Here is a 21255-nt window from a genome sequence, read left to right as displayed (position 1 = left end):
TACGCTCTCTAACAAATCCCACCCGGCGGCGCCAGGGAGCTGGTCGAGGGCTAGGCGTTATTTGTTAATTCCCTGTTAATTCCGAAACCGGTCCACAGTGAAGAAAGCCCAGGGTAAACCGTGAACCGGAAAGAAGGGGGTCGTTACTGGGTAATCATTTCTTAGGACCTATCCCTCAGAATAGGGGCGTTCGAGGGAATCGACTGACCCATCAACTCCGTGAACCACTTATCATAATCTATCACAATCTATCACAATCGCTGCTTTCTTGGCGGATCCGGCCTCGCCCTCCGTTTTTGACTGGCAGCATCGGGAGAGTTGTGGTTTAAGCGACATGGGGGCGAATTTGCAGTTCTTGATGGCATTACTCACACAGAGGTTGCCGTTGGGGTTTCCGTCCCCCGATGACGCCTATTCCATTTTGGTGAGTTGAACGCCATGCCCGACGGTACGCGCCCCACGGTCCGCAAGAACGCCCCCCGCGCCCTGCGACTGGCCCTTGAACCGCGCATGATGTTCGACGCCGCCGCCGCCGCCACGGTGGCGACGGTGTCCAAGGCCGCCGCGGCCGATACGGCCGACACCCATCACGACGCGGTCGCCACCCAGGCGCTGCTGGACGCCGCCGCCAAGGCCGCCGCCGCGACCGCGACCGACACGGCGAAGACCAGCACCACGAATACCACGGGGGCGACCGACACCAAGGATGCCGGCAAGACGTCGGCGGAGACCGTGCAGGCCGCCGCCACCACGTCCACCGCCACCACCCCGGCCGCGGCCACCACCAACAGTTCGGTGCATGAGGTGGTGATCGTCGACACCAGCGTCGCCGACTACCAGACCCTGATCGCGGGCATGGACCCCTCCGTGCCCGTCATCCTGCTAGGCCCGGGACAGCGCACCATCCATGGCATCGCCGAGGCGCTGTCCCAATACAGCAACCTGGATCAGGTCGTCCTGGTATCCGAGGGCGGCGACGGCGGCATCATCCTGGGCGGCAACAAGGTGGTCACCGATGCCGACTTGGCCAGCCGCGCCACCGATCTGGCGGCCATCGGCGCCTCGCTGAAAACGGGCGGCGATTTCGTGCTGCTGGGCTGCTCCATCGCCGAGGACGCCACCGGCCAGAAGTTCGTGGACGATTTCGCCCGCTACCTGGGCAATGACGTGGACGTGGCAGCATCGACCAACCGCACCGGCCCGGCGGCGCTGGGCGGCGATTGGGTCATGGAATACACCAGCGGCAAACCGGTGGATGTGGTGTTGCCCTTCACCGTTGCGGGTATGCAGGGCATCGACCACTGCCTGGGCTGTGTCGCCGTTCAGTATAGCGGCGCTGTAGTTAAAAGGGCGACCAACAATACCATTGTTGATGAAGTCGATATTTACAAATTCCACCCAGATCAATATCACCGCGCGACAAATTACCATGACTCGACAGGAGTGAGCCGCAACCCTTATGCTTATCATAATAATTTACAGAATTATTTCACAATATATAATACAAGCACAACCTCCGGGAACCGGCAAGCCGTTGCAGCTTTCTTATATTACAGCCCATCACAAAATACATCCCACCCCGCTGCCCAGTTTTTAATCCCGGCCGCTGGACTTTGGGATTATAGTAGCAGAGTCTACTATACCAGCGTTGACTCCTTCGTAAATCATCTCATCACCAACAATCTATGCGGCACGCCGACGCAACCGACGCTGGACGCGACGAAGAGCCCCACGCTCACGTCTGAAAGCCAGGCTGACACCGCTGCGCCCACCGGCGCGGTCGGCACCCTGGTTTCCAGCCTGGTCAACACCACGGGCATCGGCAATTTCACCGACAGCGGCAGCGGGACGCCCGGCCTGGCCCTGACCGGCCTGAACACCACCAACGGTTCCTGGTGGTACACCACCGACGGCGGGTCGAATTGGCATGCCGTGGGCACCGTCAGCAGCACGTCGGCGCTGCTGCTGTCCGCCGACAGCAACACCCGGCTTTACTTCCAGGTCACCAACAGCAGTTTCTCCGGCACCATCAGCGACGCCATCACCTTCCGCGCCTGGGACGGGTTCGTGGGGACCAACGGCGTCAATTCCGACCCCACCGATTACATCACCAACAACGTCGCCTTCTCCACGGCCACCGACACGGCCAGCCTGACGATCGCGGGGGCACCGCCCACGGTGGGCGCCACCCACACCAGCACCGCCAACGACAACGCCACGGCCACGCCGTTCAGCAGCGTGACCTTCGTCGATGGCACGAACGGCGCCACCAGCTATCACGTCGACATCACCCTGGATGCCGCCAACGGCGTGCTGTCGGGCACCGGGCTGACCCACACGGACGGCACCCACTACACCCTGACGGCCAGCACCGCGTCCGCCCTGCAGACAGCCCTGCGGACGCTGGTCTTCACCCCCACCAAGGACCAAGTGGCGGTGGGTCAGACCAAGGCCACCACCTTCACCCTGACGCCCGGCGACGATGTCTACAGCGGCTCCGTCACGGCCGACAGCACCAGCGTCATCACCGTCACCTCGATCAACGACGCCCCCGCCTTCGTGCAGGCGGGCACCGCCAACCTGACGGTCGCGCACAACAGCACGTCGATCGACCTCACGTCCTACCTGCATGTCAGCGACACCGACATCAGCCAGACGGAAACCTGGACGGTTTCCAGCGCCGCCGGCCACGGCACCGTGACGCTGACCAGCGCCACTGCCAGCTCCGGCAGCAGCGACATCACTCCCGGCGGCACGCTGACCTACGTGCCCACCAGCGGCTATATCGGCAGCGACAGCTTCACCATCCAGGTGAGCGACGGCACCTCCACCGTCACGCGCACCTTCAGCGTGACGGTGACGGGCCCGGTGATCAGCGGCACCCACACCAGCACCGCCAACGACACCGGCACCGCGACGCCATTCAGCAGCGTGACCTTCACCGACAACAACAGCGGCGCCACCAGCTACAGCGTCGCCATCACGCTGAGCGCCAACAACGGCACGCTGAGCCAGAGCAGCGGCACAGGCCTGACCAGCACGGACAGCACCCACTACACCCTGACCGCCAGCACCGCGTCCGCCCTGCAGACGGCGCTGCAGGCCCTGGTCTTCACCCCCACCGCCAACCAGGTTGCCGCCGGGTCGACCCAGCAGACCACGTTCACGCTAACGCCCAACGACGACCTGGGTGTCGCCGGCACCGCCGACAGTACCAGCGTCATCACCGTCACCTCCATCAACGACGCGCCGGTTCTGGACGCCAGCAAGTCGCCCACCCTGACCGCCGAGGCCAACACCACCACGGCGGCCCCCAGCGGCGCCGTGGGCACCCTGGTCTCATCCCTGGTCGCCAGCGGCACGGGCGTCGCCAACGTCACCGACGCGGACGCCAGCGCCCAGGTGGGCATGGCCATCACCGCCACGGACACGGCCCATGGCGTCTGGTGGTACAGCACGGACGGCGGCGGCACCTGGACCAATGTCAACGCCGGCACCACCGTCAGCGGGACCGCGTCGCTGCTGCTGAAGGCCGACGCCAACACCCGCCTGTATTTCCAGGTCACCGACACCAGCTACACCGGCACGGCGGCCATCACCTTCCGCGCCTGGGACCAGACCTCCGGCACCGCCGGCACCAAGGTTTCCACCACCACCAACAGCGGCACCACCCCCTACTCCTCCGCCACCGACACGGCCAGCATCACTATCACCGGGCCCAACGCCGCGCCCGTCATCAACGACCTGAACGGCGACAGCGTCACCTGGGTGGATGCCAGCACCGCCATCCGGCTGGATTCGGGCACGGCCGTCTCAGTGAGCGATACCGAAAACGACGCCGCCACCTGGAACAACGCCAGCCTGGTGGTGGAGCGGGTAAAATCCGGCTCCCTTGATGGCAGCGCCACCGACGTCTTCAGCTTCGACAGCAGCGTGACGTCGACCGGAACCATGACCCAGGGGTCCAATGGCAACGGCACGGTCACGGTCAACGGCAAGACCTTCAACTGGGTTTACGTCACCTCCAGCGGCCAGCTGACCATCGACTTCGGCAGCGCCGGCGCCAACGCCACCGATGTCGCGGCGGTGATGCACGCCATCCAGTACAGCAACGCCACCCCCTACGGCAACGCCACCATCCGCTTCGCCCTCAGTGACGGCAGTGGCAACACCACCAACGCCGACGTGACGGTGGCAAGCTCCACCATCTACGTCACCACCACCAGCGACCAGAGCAGTGGATCCGCCTCCGACGGCTTCAGCCTGCGTGAGGCGCTGAACCAATCCGCGGCGCAAAGCACCGCGGACACGATCATCTTCGCCGATGGCGTCAACGGCACCATCACCATGGCCAGCGGCGTCACGCTGGGCGCCGGCGACACCTTGAAGTACGCGCCCGGCACCGGCAGCAGCCTGAGCATCGCCGTCACCAGCGGCGGCCTGACACTGGGCGGTGGCGCCACCGTGCAGGTGGGCGCCGATAGTTCGGTGCTGATCTCCGCCGACCTTGCTGGCACCGGCAGCAGCCTGACCAAGACCGGGGCCGGCACCCTGACCCTGTCGGGCACCAACACCTACACGGGCGCCACCGCGGTGTCGGGCGGCATCTTGGCGCTGGGCAGCCTGGGCCAGACATCCGGGCTGACCCTGGATGGCGGGACGCTGGCATCCACGGCCGCCTTCTCCAGCTCCACCGCCATCACCATCAACGCCGGCGGCGGCACTTTCGATTTCACTGGCGGCTCCATGACCCTTGGCGGCGTCATCAGCGGCACGGGCGCGCTGGACGCCAAGAGCGGCGCCACGGGCAAGGCCTTCAAGCTGACGGGCAGCAACACCTTCAGCGGCGGCATCACGCTGGATGGCGGCATCCTCGACATCTCGAACACCAATGCCCTGGGCACCGGCACCCTGACCTTCAACAGCGGCAAGATCCGTAGCACCACCGCCGCCTACACCGTGGCCAACAACCTGGTGATCAACAGCGACCTGCTGATGGCCGGCAGCTATAGCATGACCTTCTCCGGCACGGTCGATCTGGGTGGCGGCACCCGCACCATCAATGACCAGCTGGGCGCCGGCTTGGACCTGACCTTCAGTGGCGTAGTCCAAAACGGCAGCCTGGACGTCGCGTCACAGGTCAACAACAACACCTACGCCTCGGTGATCCTGACCGGCACCAGCAACACCTACACCGACGTCACAGTCACCTCCGGCACCCTCAACATCGCCGGCGCCGGCAGCCTGGGCAGCGGCAGCGTGACCCTGGCCGGCGGCACCCTGTTGATCAACGGCGCCGCCACCATCGCCAGTAACATCGCCGTCACCGCCAGTTCCACCCTCCAGGTGGCCAGCGGCAACGCCGCCACCCTGTCCGGCGTCATCTCCGGCAGCACCGGGACCCTGACGCTGACCACCGGCACCGGCACCAACGACGGCCTGACCCTGTCCGGCGCCAACACCTACACCGGTGCCATCAGCATCAGCGCCGGCACGGTCACCGCCAGCGGCGGCAGCGCCATCGCCGACACCAGCGCCGTTACCGTCGCCAGCGGCGCCACGCTGGCCCTGGCCGCCAGCGAGACCATCGGCTCCCTGTCTGGCGCCGGCACCGTCAGTCTCGGCAGCTTCAACACCCTGACGGCGGGGGATGACAACACCGACACCAGCTTCTCCGGCGCCATCACCGGCACCGGCGGCCTGACCAAGACCGGCACCGGCACCCTGACCCTGTCGGGCACCAGCACCTACACCGGCGCCACCACCATCAGTGCGGGCGAAATCATGGTGTCGGGTGGCAGCGCCATCGCCGACAGCAGCGCCGTGACCGTCGCCTCGGGCGCGACGCTGCAGCTGGAAGCCAGTAACGAGACCGTTGGCTCCCTCGCCGGCGCCGGCACGGTGACGCTCAACGGCGGCACACTGACGACGGGCGGCAACAACACCAGCACCACCTTCTCCGGCGTCCTCCAGGACGGCGGTATTGATGGCGGGCTGACCAAGGCCGGCACCGGCACCTTCACCCTGTCAGGCGCCAACACCTACACCGGCACCACCACCATCAGCGCCGGCAAGCTGGAGGCCGCCAGCAGCGGCGCCCTGGGCAGCAGCACCGGCGGGACGACCATCGCCTCCGCCGGCACCCTGTTGATCGACGACGGTGTGACCATAGCGGACGCGGTGAGCACCGCCGGTAACGGCTCGCTGACCCTCAACACCTCGACCGGCAGCGCCACGGTGTCGGGTAACGTGACCCTGACGGCCGACGCGCGGGTCAACGTCAACGGCACCGGCACCCTCACCCTCGGCGGCACCGTGGGCGGCGCCTACACGCTGTACAAGAATGTCGGCACCGGCACCCTGGTCCTGAGTAACAGCAACGGCGCCGGCGCCACCAACCTGAACATCGCCACCGGCACCCTGTCCATCACCGACAACACCAACCTGACCGCCGGCACGTTGACCTTGAACGGCGGCGCCTTGGCGGTGACCGGGTCCGCCGTGACCGTCAGCAAGGCCATCACCCTGGGCAGCGGCGGCGGCACCATCAGGAACGCCAACGACGTGACCCTGTCGGGTGCCCTCAGCAGCACGGGCGGCCTGATCAAGACAGGTGCCGGCAAGCTGACGCTGACCACCGGCACCAACACCTACACCGGCTCGACAACGATTTCGGCCGGCACGCTGGCCGTGGCTGGCCTGGGCAGCACCTCGTCCCTGATCTTCAACGGCGGCACCTTGCTGTCCACCGGCGCGTTCACCAGCTCCACCGCCATCACCGTCAACGCCGCCGGCGGCACGGTGGATTCGACCGGGCTGCTGTCTTTGAGCGGCGCCGTCACCGGCACGGGTGCGCTGACGGCCAAGAGCACGGCTGGCAATGGTGTCCTGAAGCTGTTGGGCAACAACACCTTCAGCGGTGGCGTCACGCTGACCAGCGGCATCCTCGACATCTCCAGCAACACCGCCCTCGGTACCGGCACCCTGACCATCAACGGCGGCAAGATCCGCAGCACCACGAACCTTACCTACAACCTGGCCAACAATCTGGTGCTGAACACCGATCTGTTGATGGCCGGCACCTATGCCCTCGCCTTCTCCGGCACGGTCGATTTGGGCGGCGCCACCCGCACCATCAACGACCAGCTGGGCTCCGGCAACGACCTGACCTTCAGCGGCGTGGTCAGTAACGGCAGCCTGAACGTCGCCTCCCAGGTCAACGGCGGCACCTACGCCTCGGTGATCCTGAGCAACACCGGCAACACCTACACCAACGCCACCGTCACCTCCGGCACCCTCAGCATCGCCGGCGCGGGCAGCCTGGGCAGCGGCAGCGTCACCCTGGCCGGCGGCACCCTGCTGGTCAACGGCGCCGCCACCATCGCCAAGAACATCGCCGTCACCGCCAGTTCCACCCTCCAGGTGGCCAGCGGCAACGCCGCCACCCTGTCGGGCAACATCACCGGCAGCAACAGCACCCTGACGCTGACCACCGGCACCGGCGCCAACGACGGCCTGACCCTGTCCGGCGCCAACAGCTACAGCGGTGCCCTCAGCATCAGCGCCGGCAAGGTGACCGCCAGCGGCGGCAGCGCCATCGCCGACACCAGCGCCGTCACCGTCGCCAGCGGCGCCACGCTGGCCCTGGCCGCCAGCGAGACCATCGGCTCCCTGGCGGGCGCCGGCACCGTCAGTCTCGGCAGCTTCAACACCCTGACGGCGGGGGGCGACAACACCAGCACCACCTTCTCCGGTGCCATCACCGGCACCGGCGGGCTGACCAAGACCGGCACCGGCACCCTGACCCTGTCGGGCGCCAACACCTACACCGGCGCCACCACCATCAGCGCCGGCCAGATCACGGTGTCCGGCGGCAGCGCCATCAGTGACAGCAGCGCCGTGTCCGTCGCCTCCGGCGCCACCCTTCTGGTGAGCGCCAGTGAGACGGTGGGTTCCTTGAGCGGCGCCGGCACGGTGACCCTCAACGGGGCGACCCTGACAGCGGGCGGTGACAATACCAGCACCACCTTCTCCGGCGTCATCCAGAACGGCGCCAGCGCCGGTGCGTTGAGCAAGGCCGGCAGCGGCACCTTCACCCTGTCGGGCGCCAACACCTACACCGGCGTCACCACCATCAGCGCCGGCACGCTGGAGGCCGCCAGCAGCGGCGCCCTGGGCAGCAGCACCGGCGCCACCACCGTGGTCAGCGGCGCCTCCCTCAAGGTGGATGACGGCGTGACCATCGCCGACGCCCTGACCATCGCCGGCAGCGGCATATCCAGCTCCGGCGCCATCAACCTGTCCTCCGGCAGCGCCACGCTGTCGGGCAATGTCACCCTGAGCGCCGCCAGTAGCATCTATGTCGCCGACACCGCCACCCTGACCCTGGGCGGGGCGCTGGCCGGCGCCTTCACCCTCACCCGCAACTTCGGCAACGGCGCGGTGGTGCTGACGGCCAACAACAGCACCGGGTCCACCAACCTGAATATCCAGGTCGGCACGCTGTCGATCACCGACCAGACCAACCTGACCACCGGCACGCTGACCCTGAACATGGGCAACACCGGCGTCGGCGGCCTGCTGGTCACCGGCACCAACGTCACCATCAGCAAGAACATCACCCTGGGCGCCAGCGGCGGCATCATCAGCAACGCCAACGCCCTGACCCTGACCGGCAACATCACCGGCGGCGTCAGCAGCAACCTCAGCCGCGTCATCAGCCTGACCAAGGTCGGCGCCGGCAAGCTGACCCTGTCCGGCACCAACACCTACACCAGCTCCACCAGCGCGCTGGGCGCCACCATGGTGTCCGCCGGCACCCTCAGCGTCACCAACGCCACCAACCTGGGCAGCACCACCATCAAGGGCGCCGTCATCCTGAACGGTGGCGCGCTGGAGGTGACCGGCAGCAGCGTCACCCTCGCCAACAACATCCTCCTCAACGCCGACAGCGCGATCACCGTCGACAATAGCGCCATCCTGTCCGGCGTCATCTCCGGGGCCCGCAACCTGACCCTGAATGGCGTCGGCACCCTGACCCTGTCGGGCACCAACACCTACACCGGCACCACCACCGTCATCGACGGCACCCTGAGCATCGCCGCCGCAACCAACCTGGGCAGCGGCGCCCTGACCCTGAACGGCGGCACCCTGACGGTCACCGGGTCCAGCGTCAGCCTGAGCCAGGCCGTGGCCCTGGGCAGCAATGGCGGCACCGTAAGCACGGTCAACGCCCTGACCCTGTCAGGTAACATCACCGGATCGGGCGATTTGGTGTTGAATGGCGGCGGCACCTTCACCCTGTCCGGCACCAACACCTACACCGGCGATACGGTGGTGCGTGACAGCGCGTTGAGCATCGCCGCCGCCACCAACCTGGGCGGCAGCGCCCTGACCTTGAACGGCGGCACGCTGACCGTCACCGGGTCCAGCGTCAGCCTGGCCCAGAATATCAACCTGTCCGTCAACAACGGCACCATCAACACCGACAACAGCCTGACCCTGTCGGGTGTCGTCGGTGGTTTCGGCGACCTGCTGACCGGCGGCGCCGGGTCCGTGACCCTGTCGGGCAGCAGCGGCGCCTACACCCAAACCGCTCACGCGGTGTCCGGCACCCTGGTCCTGACCGGCGCCCTGGGCGGCGATGTCAACGTCCAGGACGGCGCCACCCTGGGCGGCACCGGCACGGTCGGCGGCAATCTGGTGGTCTATGGCGGCGGCACCCTGGCCCCCGGCGTCAGCGGCGTGAACAACGGCATCGGCACCCTGACCGTCACCGGCAATGTCAACCTGGGCGGTGCCCTGCAAATCCAGATCGCCGGTGCCACCAGCAACAATGACGTGTTGAGCGTGGGTGGCAATGTCGTGCTGAACGATGGCGCCGGCAACACCGGCACCCTGACGCTGAGCACCGTGGGCGGTTACGCCCTCGCCCTGGGCGACAGCTTCACCGTCGTCAACAACACTGGCAGCGGCACCACCGACACCACCGCCTTCGGCAACCTGGACAGCGATGGCCGGGCGGACGTGAGCGGCGGTGGCAAGGCGCTGATCACCAACAGCGGCGGCACCGGCGACGACATCGTGGCCAGCGTCCTGAACGCCGCCCCGACCCTGACCACCACCCCGGCCACCAGCCCCAACTTCACTGAGGGCGGCAGTGCGGTGTCGCTGTTCAGCGGCACCACCATCAGCACCGTGGAGGCCGGGCAGAGCATCCACGCCCTGACGCTGACCGTCGGCGGCGTGGTCGATGGCACGTCAGAGGTGCTGACCGTCGACGGCAGCGCCGTGACCCTGACCAACGGCACGGCCGTGACCACCAGCGCCAACCACTATGCCGTCAGCGTCTCGGTCAGCGGCACCACCGCCACCGTCACGATCACCAAGAACGGCGACTTCTCGGCCACCGACGCCCAGACCCTGGTCAACGGCCTCACCTACCAGAACGACAGCCAGGTCCCCACCGCCGGCACCGGCCGCACGGTGACCCTGACCAGCATCCAGGACAATGGCGGCACCGCCAACGGCGGCACCGACGCCACCACCCTGACCGCCAGCACCACCGTCACCGTCACCCCGGTCAACAACAGCCCCACCCTGCCGGCCACCGGCGCCACCTCGACCATCCCGGCCACGCCGCTCAACGCCGCCAGCGACGCCGTCAGCGTGTCCAGCGTCCTCACCGACGCCGGCTATGTCGATCCCGACGCCCACGGCCATTCCGGCATCGCCGTCACCGGCCTGACCGGGTCCGGCACCTGGCAGTATTCCACCGACGGCGGCACCAACTGGATCGACGTTGGCACCGTTTCCACCACCGGCGCCCTGCTGCTCGACAGCACCGCCAAGCTGCGCTACGTCCCCAACGGCGCCACCGTGGAAACCGCCACCGTCACCTTCAAGGCCTGGGATGAGACCACCGGCACCGCCACCAGCGGCGCCACCCGCCAGACCGCCGACACCACCACCAGCGGCGCCGCCACCGCCTTCTCCGGCAACAACGGCACGCTCAGCGTCACCGCCCAGGGCGCCACGGCCACGGCCGGCGGCACCAGCGGCTACACCGACGGCGGCGGCGCCGGCGTCATCGACAGCGGCATCACCCTGGCCGACAGCGCCAGCACCACCCTGACCAGCGCCACCGTCACCATCGGCAGCGTCGTGGCCGGCGACGTCCTGGCCTTCGTCAACCAGAACGGCATCACCGGCAGCTACGACGCCACCACCGGCGTCCTGACCCTGACGGGGACCGCCAGCATCGCCGACTACCAGGCGGCCCTGCGCTCCGTCACCTTCAACTCCACCAGCCAGGACCCCACCCTGGGCGACACCCGCACCAGCCGCACCATCAGCTGGTCCGTCAACGACGGCATCGCCCCCTCCGCCCCGGTCACCAGCACCATCACCGTCACGGGCATCAACGACGCCCCCACCCTGACCACCACCCCGGCCACCAGCCCGGTCTTTACCGAGGGCGGCAGTGCGGTGGCCCTGTTCAGCGGCACCACCATCAGCACGGTGGAAGCGGGCCAGAAGATCGACAGCCTGACCCTGACCATCGGTGGCCTGGCCAACGGCGCCTCTGAAATCCTGACCGTGGACGGGCAGGACGTCACCCTGACCAACGGCACCACGGTCACCACCACGGCCAACGGCTATTCCGTCGGCGTCAGCGTCACCAGCGGCACCGCCACCGTCAGCATCACCAAGTCCAGCGGCGTCACCGCCGCCGCCGCCCAGACCCTGGTCGACGGCCTGACCTACAAGAACACCAGCGGTGACCCCACCACCGGCACCGGCCGCATTGTGACCCTGACCAGCATCCAGGATAACGGCGGCACGGCGGGCGGCGGCCACGACACCACCACCCTGACCGCCAGCACCACCGTCACCCTGCATCCGGTCAACCAGGCGCCGACCCTGACCACCACCCCGGCCACCAGCCCCGGCTTCACCGAGGGCGGCAGCGCCGTGTCCCTGTTCAGCGGCACCACCGTCAGCACCAGCGAGGCCAGCCAGAGCGTGCACGCCCTGACGCTGACCGTCGGCGGCGTGACCAATGGCACGTCTGAGGTGCTGACCGTCGACGGCAGCGCCGTCACCCTGACCAGCGGCACGGCCGTGACCACCAGCGCTAACGGCTATGCCGTCAGCGTCTCGGTCAGCGGCACCACCGCCACCGTCACGATCACCAAGAACGGCGATTTCTCGGCCACCGACGCCCAGACCCTGGTCAACGGCCTCACCTACCAGAACGACAGCCAGGACCCCACCGCCGGCACCGGCCGCACGGTGACCCTGACCAGCATCCAGGACAATGGCGGCACCGCCAACGGCGGCACCGACACCACCACCCTGACCGCCAGCACCACCGTCACCATCACCCCGGTCAACAACAGCCCGACCCTGCCGGCCACCGGCGCCACCTCCACCATCCCGGCCACGCCGCTCAACGCCGCCAGCGACGCCGTCAGCGTGTCCAGCGTCCTCACCGACGCCGGCTATGTCGATCCCGACTCCCACGGCCATTCCGGCATCGCCGTCACCGGCCTGACCGGGTCCGGCACCTGGCAGTATTCCACCGACGGCGGCACCAACTGGATCGACGTCGGCACCGTTTCCACCACCGGCGCCCTGCTGCTCGACAGCACCGCCAAGCTGCGCTACGTGCCCAACGGCGCCACCGTGGAAACCGCCACCGTCACCTTCAAGGCCTGGGATGAGACCACCGGCACCGCCACCAGCGGCGCCACCCGCCAGACCGCCGACACCACCACCAGCGGCGCCGCCACCGCCTTCTCCGGCAACAACGGCACGCTCAGCGTCACCGCCCAGGGCGCCACGGCCACGGCCGGCGGCACCAGCGGCTACACCGACGGCGGCGGCGCCGGCGTCATCGACAGCGGCATCACCCTGGCCGACAGCGCCAGCACCACCCTGACCAGCGCCACCGTCACCATCGGCAGTGTCGTGGCCGGCGACGTCCTGGCCTTCGTCAACCAGAACGGCATCACCGGCAGCTACGACGCCACCACCGGCGTCCTGACCCTGACCGGCACCGCCAGCGTCGCCGACTACCAGGCGGCCCTGCGCTCCGTCACCTTCAACTCCACCAGCCAGGACCCCACCCTGGGCGACACCCGCACCAGCCGCACCATCAGCTGGTCCGTCAACGACGGCATCGCCCCCTCCGCCCCGGTCACCAGCACGGTCACCATCACCGCTGTCAACGACGCACCGACCCTGACCGTGCCTGGCGCCCAGACCATCACCGATACCCTGGCGCATGGCCTGAACGTCAGCGTGGCCGACCCCGACGCCTGGACAGGCACGGAGACGGTGACGGTGAGCGCGGGCAAGGGCAATCTGGCCGTCACCGCCTCGGGCGGCGCCAGCGTCAGCGGTACCGGCACGGGCAGCCTGACCATCGCCGGCACCCTGGCCGACGTGAACGCCACCCTGGCCAGCCTGACCTACACCACCACGGCGACGGGCAGCGACAGCGACACGGTGACCGTCACGGTCAATGACGGCGGCAACACCGGCACCGGTGGTCCGCTGTCGGACAGCAAGACCATCGCCGTCACCCTGACCGGCAATGCCGCCCCCACCATCAGCGTTGCCGCCACGCAAAGCTTCACCGATACCAACAGCCACGCCATCACCGGCGTCGGCGTAAGCGACAGCCTGGCCGGCGGCACCGTGACGGCCACCGTCTCGGACTTGCATGGCAACCTGGGCTTCACCGCCGCGGGGTCGGCCAGCGTCAGCGGCACCGGCACGGGCAGCGTCACCATCACCGGCACCCTGGCCGATGTGAACGCCACCCTGGGCACCCTGACCTATGCCACCACGGCGACGGCCACGGGAACGGACACCATCACCGTCACCGTCAACGATGGCGGCAGCAGTCTGATCGGCGGGGCGAAATCCGCGACGCAGACCATCGCCGTCACCCTGACGGGCAACGATGTGCCGTCCCTGGCGCTGGCGGGCGCGCAGAGCTATGTCGACCAGGCCGGCCATGCCATCACCGGCGTCGCCATCACCGACACCCTACCGGGCAGCACCGTCACGGCAACCGTGTCCGACCTGCACGGCAATCTCAGCTTCACCGCCGCGGGGGCGGCCACCGTCACGGGCGGCGGCACGGGCAGCGTCACCATCACCGGCAGCCTGGCCGATGTGAACGCCACCCTGGCCACCCTGACCTACGCCACCACCCTGTCGACCGCGGGCAGCGACACCATCACCGTCGCCGTCAACGATGGCGGCACCGCGCGCATCGGCGGGGCCAAGTCCACCAGTGGCACCATCGCGGTGGCCATCGCCACCAACGACACGCCGGTCCTGAGCGTGGCGGGGGCGCAGAGCTACACCGACACCAACGCCCACGCCATCTCCGGCGTCAGCATCAGCGACACCTACAACGGCACCGTGACGGCCACCGTCTCCGACCTGCGCGGCAACCTGGGCTTCACCGCCGCCGGGGCCGCCAGCGTTACGGGCGCCGGCACGGGCAGCGTCACCATCACCGGCAGCCTGGCCGATGTGAACGCCACCCTGGCCACCCTGACCTACGCCACCACGGCGACCACCACGGGCACCGACACCATCACCGTCACCGTCAACGATGGCGGCGGCAGCCTGATCGGCGGGGCGAAGGCAGCCGCCCAGACCATCGCCATCAACCTGACCGGCAACGACACGCCGGTCCTGAGCGTGGCGGGGACACAGAGCTATAACGACACCACCGTGCATGCCATCACCGGCGTCAGCGTCAGCGACACCCTGACGGGCAACACGGTCACCGCGGCGCTGATCGCCACCCAAGGCACCATCACCGTCAGCGCGGCCGGATCGGCGACCGTGTCGGGCAGCGGCAGCGGCGTGGTGTCCATCACCGGCAGCCTGGCCGATGTCAACGCCACCCTGGCCACCCTCGGCTACGCCACCACCGCCACCACCACGGGCACCGACACCCTGACGATCGCGGTCAGCGATGGCGGCAGCGCCCGCATCGGCGGGGCGAAGTCCACCAGCCAGACCATCGCCATCAACCTGACCGGCAACGACACGCCGGTTCTGAGCGTGGCGGGGGCGCAGAGCTATACCGACACGAACGCCCACGCCATCACCGGCGTCAGCATCAGCGACAGCCTGACGGGCACCGTGGTCACCGCCACGGTGTCCGCCACCCAGGGCAATGTCGCGGTGACGGCGTCGGGCGGCGCCACCCTGGCCGGCAACGGCACGGGCAGCCTGACCATCACCGGCACCCTGGCCGATGTGAACGCCACCCTGGCCAGCCTGACCTACGCCACCACCGCGACCACCACGGGCAGCGACACCATCACCGTCAGCGCCAACGACGGCGGCACCAGCCGCATCGGCGGGGCCAAGTCCACGACGCAGACCATCGCCGTCAGCCTGACCGGCAACGACACCCCCGTGGTGACCGTGCCGTCCGCCCAGAGCTACAACGACACCAACGCCCACGCCATCACGGGCATCAGCGTCAGCGACACCCTGTCGGGCAACGCCATCACGGTGGCGCTGCTGGCCGGCAAGGGCAATGTCACGGTCACCGCCACCGGCGGGGCGACGGTGTCCGGCAACGGCAGCGGCGTGGTGTCCGTCAGCGGCAGCGTGGCCGACGTCAACGCCACCCTGGCCACCCTGACCTACGCCACCATCGCCACCGGTACCGACAGCGACACCATCACGGTGGCGGTCAGCGACGGCGGCACCAGCCGCATCGGCGGCGTCAAGTCGGCCGTGCGCACCGTCGCCATCAGCCTGACAGGCAACGACACGCCCGTGCTGACCCTGCCCGCCGGCAAGAACATCTCCGCCACCGGAAGCCAGGCGATAACGGGCATCAGCATCAGCGACACCCTGAACGGCGGCGCCGTCAGCGTGACGGTGAGGGACGGCTTCGGCGGTCAGTTGGTCATGGCGGCGTCCGGTTCCGCGACGCTGTCGGGTAACGGCACGGGCGCGGTCATCGTGACCGGCAGCGTGGCCGATGTGAACGCCACCCTGGCCAGCTTGAGCTTGACGCCGGCCACCACCGGCAACGACATCATCACCGTGACCGTCAATGACGGGGGCACGACACGGGTTGGCGGCGCCAAGACGACCACCGGCACCGTGGGCGTGACCATCAACCCGGTGGTGGTGCCGCAGCCCGCCACCCAGACGACGACCACGACGACCACCACCACCTCCACGCCGGTCACGACCACCACCAGCAGCCTGATCGTGACACCGACGGTGGCCGCGACCAGCACGGCGACGACGACGGTGTCCCTGACCCAGACGGTGGGCACGGGCAACGCCGGTGTCAGCGGCACATCCAGCGCCGGCCTCAGCGGCAACAGTGTCATCAGCACCAGCGCGGCAGCGGCCACAACGAGCACGACGACGACCAGTACCGTCACCTCGCTGACCACCGACACGACCACCAGCAACCGGACGACAACCACCGGGACCGCCAGCACAACGACGGGGACGACCACCTCTACGGGGACGACCTCGACGGGAACCACGACGGGGACCGCGGCGACGGTCACCACGTCGACGGCGACCAGTTCGAGCACCACCGTCATCAGCGCCAGCACGGGCGTGGTGTCCATCACCAGCGCCTCCAGTGGCACCACCACGCTGACCCTGGCCACCCCGGTCAGCAATCAGGTGCTGGCCACCGGGCAGCAGACGACGTTCCAGCTGCCCCAGGGCACATTCCAGAGCAGCGACCCCCAGGTTTCGCTGGAGGCGCGGCAATCAAATGGCCAGCCGCTGCCCGCCTGGCTGACCTTCAACCCGGCCACCGGCACCTTCACGGGCCAGCCACCCGCCGGGGAGAGCGGCACCATCGCCATCACCGTCACGGCGCGCGACAGCAACGGCAACGTCGCCGAAGCCAAGTTCAACATGGCGGTGGGCCAGGACCAGCAGACCGGCACGGGCGCCAGCGGCGGCGGCCAGGCGCCGGGTAACCGCACCCCACAACAGCACGCCGCCAACGACCCGGCGACGGCCGTGCCGTCCGACCTGGAGCCCATCCAGTTGGCCGCGTACACCGGCCAGGGCGGCACGGCCGATGATTTGGCCGCCAAGACGGCCAACGGCCCAGGCCGGACGCCCGCCGGCAAGCTGTCGCTGACGGCCCAACTGCAAGCCGCCGCCCAGGCCCAGAAGGTGTCCAGCCTTCACGCCGGCGGTTTCGGTACCGGCACCTTCGGTGGTGCCACCCACCACGGCATCGTCGATGACGCCGTGTCCCTTCTCGCCAGTTTGCTGGACGTGTTCGGGGGCGATGCCCCGCGGCACGCGCCGGCCCATCCTTCCGTTCACGCTTCGACCACCACTACGACCGCCTGAGGCTCCATGACGTCCCTGCCTTACTCCGCGCCTGTGCGGCGCCCCTCTCTGCGCACCGCGGCGACGCCTCTTGTTGCCGGCGCCTTGGTGGCTTTGCTCGCGGGCTGTTCCGTCACGCCCCGTCCGTTGACCACGGACGAAAACCAGACGCGCGCCGCCGATACGATGAAGCTGGTCCGCGACCGCATCGATCCGGTGACCACCACGGTGTCACTGGACGAAGCCATCGCGCGCGCCATCAAATACAACCTGGACCACCGGCTGGCGCTGATGGACCAGGCCATCGCCAACCGCCAGATCGACGTGTCGCGGTGGGACCTGTTGCCCAAGCTGGTGGTGGACGGCGGCCTGACGGCGCGCAGCAACGAGCTGGCATCGTCCTCCTACTCCATCCTGACTGGCCGGCAGTCGCTGGAACCCTCGATCTCCACCGACCGTCGGTCGGGCACCGCCGACCTGCAGCTGAGCTGGAGCGTCCTGGACTTCGGCATCAGCTATTACCAGGCGCGGCAGAACGGCGACCGGGCCCTGGCCACGGCGGAAAAGCGCCGGTCGGCGGTCAACAGCATCGTGCAGCAGGTCCGCGCCGCCTATTGGCAGGCGGTGGCGGCGGAAAAGATCGGCGACCGCATCAACCCCATCCTGGCCGACGCCCGCCAGGCGCTGGAGGATACCCGGCAGGTGGAAAAGCAGCGGCTGAAGCCCCTGCTGGACGTCCTGCGGGATGAGAAGACGACCATCGACATCATCCGCCAGCTGGAGAACCTGCAGGCCGACCTGGCGCTGGCCAAGACCCAGCTGGCGGCGCTGATGGGCCTGCCGCCGGGAACCCCGTACCAGCTGGTGTTGCCGGAGAATCCGACGGCCTTGCCGGAGATGAAGACGGCCATCGCCGAGCTGGAACACACCGCCCTGATCAACCGTCCGGAGCTGCGGGAGCAGGCGTACAACCGCCGCATCGCCACGGATGAGGTGCACAAGGCCTTCCTGAAGCTGTTCCCCAACCTGTCCATCCAGGGCGGCCTGGATTACGACAGCAACTCCTTCCTGGTGAACCAGCGCTGGGCGGAAGGCGGCTTGCGCCTGTCGTGGGGGCTGTTGAACCTGCTATCCGGCAACGATTTCATGGGCTTGGCAGAGACCCAGCGCGACCAGGCGGAAGTGCGCAACCTGGCCCTGTCCATGGCGGTGCTGACCCAGGTGAACGTCGCCTGGCAGCAACTGGGCCGTGCCCGTACCCAGTACCTGGAAGCGTCCGAGCTGGACGGCATCGAGGGCCGCATCTACGATCAGATCCTGGCCCAGCAGGAGAACAGCGCCGCCGGCAAGGTCGACCGCGTGCGCGCGTCCGCCTCGCGCATCGTGGCGGAGCTGACCCGGGCCCGGGCTTATGCCGACATGCAAAACGCCCTGGCGTCGCTGTATGTCTCCGTCGGCATCGACCCGCTGCCGCAGTCGGTGCCCGACTACTCGTTGAAGACCTTGACCGCAGCGGTGTCCACCGTGAACCGGCGCATCGAAAGCGGCATGTTCGGGGCGGAGGCGTCGGTTTCGGCCCAGACGCCGATGCTGGATGAAATCCCCGCGAAGCAATGACGCGGGTACCCCCGAAGGGGCCATAGCCGAAGCGGCGCCGGGCGGGAATCCTTCCCCCCGGCGCGTCTTGTTTTGGCGGATGGCGCCAGCCACCTCTGATTGCAATGATAGTGAGCGCTGCCTTGTCCCGTTCCCGGTCCCGCCTGATCCTGTCCGCGCTGTTCGCCTTTGGCCTGGCCATCCCGGCCCAGGGCGCAGATACGACGCCCGAAATCCGGGCCCAGCTGGTGCCCAAGCGCAGCACGGTGCTGTCATCGCAGATCGCCGCGCAGATTTCGGAACTGCCCTTACGGGAGGGTGACAGTTTCAGCGAGGGGCAAAAGCTGGTGGCCTTCGATTGCGGCATCCAGCGGGCGCGCTTGGCCAAGGCCAACGCCCAGGAAACGGCCACCCGCAAGACCTATGAGGTCAAGAGCAAGCTGAACACCCTCAACTCCATCGGCGTCCTGGAAGTGGAAACGGCGGCGGCGGAGCATGCGATGGCGGAAGCCGAGCAGCAGATGGCGCGGGAGATCGCGGCCCACTGCGTCGTCACGGCCCCCTTCGCCGGCCGGGTCGGCCCGGTGGAGGTCAAGCGCTTCCAATCCGTGGCCGAAGGGCAGAAACTGCTGGAGATACTGGACCCGACGGAGTTGGAGGCTGAAATGCTGGTGCCGTCGTCCTGGCTGAAGTGGCTGAAGCCTGGCTTCGCGCTGGAAATCGGGATCGAGGAGACCGGCCGCAAATATCCGGCCAAGGTCTCGCGCCTGTCGCCGCGCATCGACCCCGTATCCCAGAGCATCCGCGTGTTCGCCGTGATCGACGGCAAATTCCCGGACCTGCTGCCGGGAATGAGCGGCCGCGCCCTGGTCGCCGCCCCCAATTGAGGACCCGGTGATGCGCGTCGTGCCCCCGGCATCTGAAGACATCCCCCAGCGTCCCGATGCGGCCGAGCTGGCCAACCGGCAGCTGTTCGGCCTGACCGCTCTGCTGCAATTGCAGAAGCGGGCGCGCCATGCCCGCAGCGAGCAGGAGTTGGGCTTCCTGATGGTGAACGACACCTTCGGCCTGGTGCGTTACCGCCAGGCGCTGGCCTGGCAGCGGGCGGAGCGGGGCGGCGGTGCTGTGCTGGCGGTGTCCGGCCTGTCGTCCGCCGACGCCGACAGCCCCTATGCCCGCTATGCCTGCCGGCTGCTGAGCGCCCATGGCGATCCGGCCGGCATCAAGACGCTGACCACCGCCGACCTGCCGGAAGACCTGGCGGCGGAATGGCCGGACTATCTGCCGGCGCACGGCCTATGGCTGCCCTTGACGGCCCCGGACGACCGCCCGCTGGGCGGCCTGTTGCTGGCCCGGGAGGAGCCGTGGGCGGACGGGGAGCGCGTTCTGCTGGAAAACCTGGGCGACGCCTATGCCCACGCCTGGGGCGGGTTGGTCAAGCAGCAGCGGCGATGGCACCGTGACGCCGCCCGGCTTAAATCCCTGCGGACGCTGGGCTATGTGGCGGCGGGCCTGATCGCCCTGTCGCTGTTCCCCGTGCGGCTGTCGGCCCTGGCCCCGGCGGAAGTGATACCGCGTGACCCGACCGTGGTGCGGGCCCCGTTCGACGGCGTGGTCGACAAGTTCTTGGTGACGCCCAATCAGCCGGTGACCCTGGACCAGCCGCTGTTCCAACTGGACCCCGTGCGTCTGCAGAACCGGCTGGACGTGGCCCAGGCCACGATGGAGGCGGCGGAGGCGGAATACCGACAGACGGCGCAGCAGGCCGTGTTCGATGAAAAGGCCAAGGGCCAGCTGGTGGTGCTTCAGGGCAAGCGCGACCAGGCGATGGCCGAGGTCACCTATGTCCAGGATTTGTTGAAGCGCATCGTCGTCCATGCCCCCCGCGCCGGACTGGCCGTGTTCGCCGACGTCAACGACTGGATTGGCCGGCCGGTCACCCAGGGCGAACGCATCCTGATGGTGGCGGAACCCAAGGATGTGGAGCTGGAGATCAAGCTGCCGGTGGCGGACGCCATCGCCATGGACGCGGGCGATCCCGTCTCACTGTTCCTGAACATCGATCCGCAGCATCCGCTGGACGCCACGGTGCGCTTGACCACCTACCAGCCCGAGGTGGGCACGGATGGCGTCGCCGCCTATCGCCTGAAGGCCCGGTTCAATGATGGCCAGGCCCCCGTGCGTATCGGCCTGCAAGGCACCGCCAAGATTTATGGCGAGCGCACCACCCTGTTCTACTACCTGTTCCGGCGGCCGTTGGCGGCGCTGCGCCAGCGGCTGGGCGTCTGAACC

General features: G+C 68.3%; 4 protein-coding genes. All 4 read left to right on the top strand.

Features of this window, described 5'->3' with window-relative positions:
• The first annotated feature begins 438 nt into the window (after nucleotides 1-438).
• The 4 genes from FBZ90_RS22215 to FBZ90_RS22200 all read left to right on the top strand — a co-directional run bounded on the left by FBZ90_RS22215 (nucleotide 439) and on the right by FBZ90_RS22200 (nucleotide 21252).
• Nucleotides 439-17388 (top strand): autotransporter-associated beta strand repeat-containing protein, encoded by a 16950-nt coding sequence (locus FBZ90_RS22215; protein ID WP_145735177.1) that lies wholly within the window; start codon nucleotides 439-441, stop codon nucleotides 17386-17388.
• 6 nt (nucleotides 17389-17394) lie between these two features.
• Nucleotides 17395-18984, top strand: a complete 1590-nt coding sequence (locus tag FBZ90_RS22210; RefSeq protein ID WP_145735176.1) for a TolC family protein — start codon at nucleotides 17395-17397, stop codon at nucleotides 18982-18984.
• Between the two features lie 122 nt (nucleotides 18985-19106).
• Entirely contained in the window at nucleotides 19107-19850 is a 744-nt protein-coding gene (locus FBZ90_RS22205; protein ID WP_246130685.1) for an efflux RND transporter periplasmic adaptor subunit, read from the top strand.
• Nucleotides 19851-19860: 10 nt separating this feature from the next.
• Entirely contained in the window at nucleotides 19861-21252 is a 1392-nt protein-coding gene (locus FBZ90_RS22200; RefSeq protein WP_145735174.1) for an efflux RND transporter periplasmic adaptor subunit, read from the top strand.
• Nucleotides 21253-21255 lie beyond the last annotated feature (3 nt).

The sequence above is a fragment of the Nitrospirillum pindoramense genome (genome assembly GCF_007827955.1).
Taxonomy (GTDB): domain Bacteria; phylum Pseudomonadota; class Alphaproteobacteria; order Azospirillales; family Azospirillaceae; genus Nitrospirillum; species Nitrospirillum amazonense_B.
The sequence above is the reverse complement of the archived record's forward strand: the minus strand, read 5'-3'. Positions and strand labels throughout refer to the sequence as shown.

What these genes read in the sequence shown, in the direction of transcription:
- FBZ90_RS22200 (WP_145735174.1), top strand. Translation starts at nt 19,861, where the DNA reads ATGCGCGTCGTGCCCCCGGCATCTGAAGACATCCCCCAGCGTCCCGAT.
- FBZ90_RS22210 (WP_145735176.1), top strand. Translation starts at nt 17,395, where the DNA reads ATGACGTCCCTGCCTTACTCCGCGCCTGTGCGGCGCCCCTCTCTGCGC.
- FBZ90_RS22215 (WP_145735177.1), top strand. Translation starts at nt 439, where the DNA reads ATGCCCGACGGTACGCGCCCCACGGTCCGCAAGAACGCCCCCCGCGCC.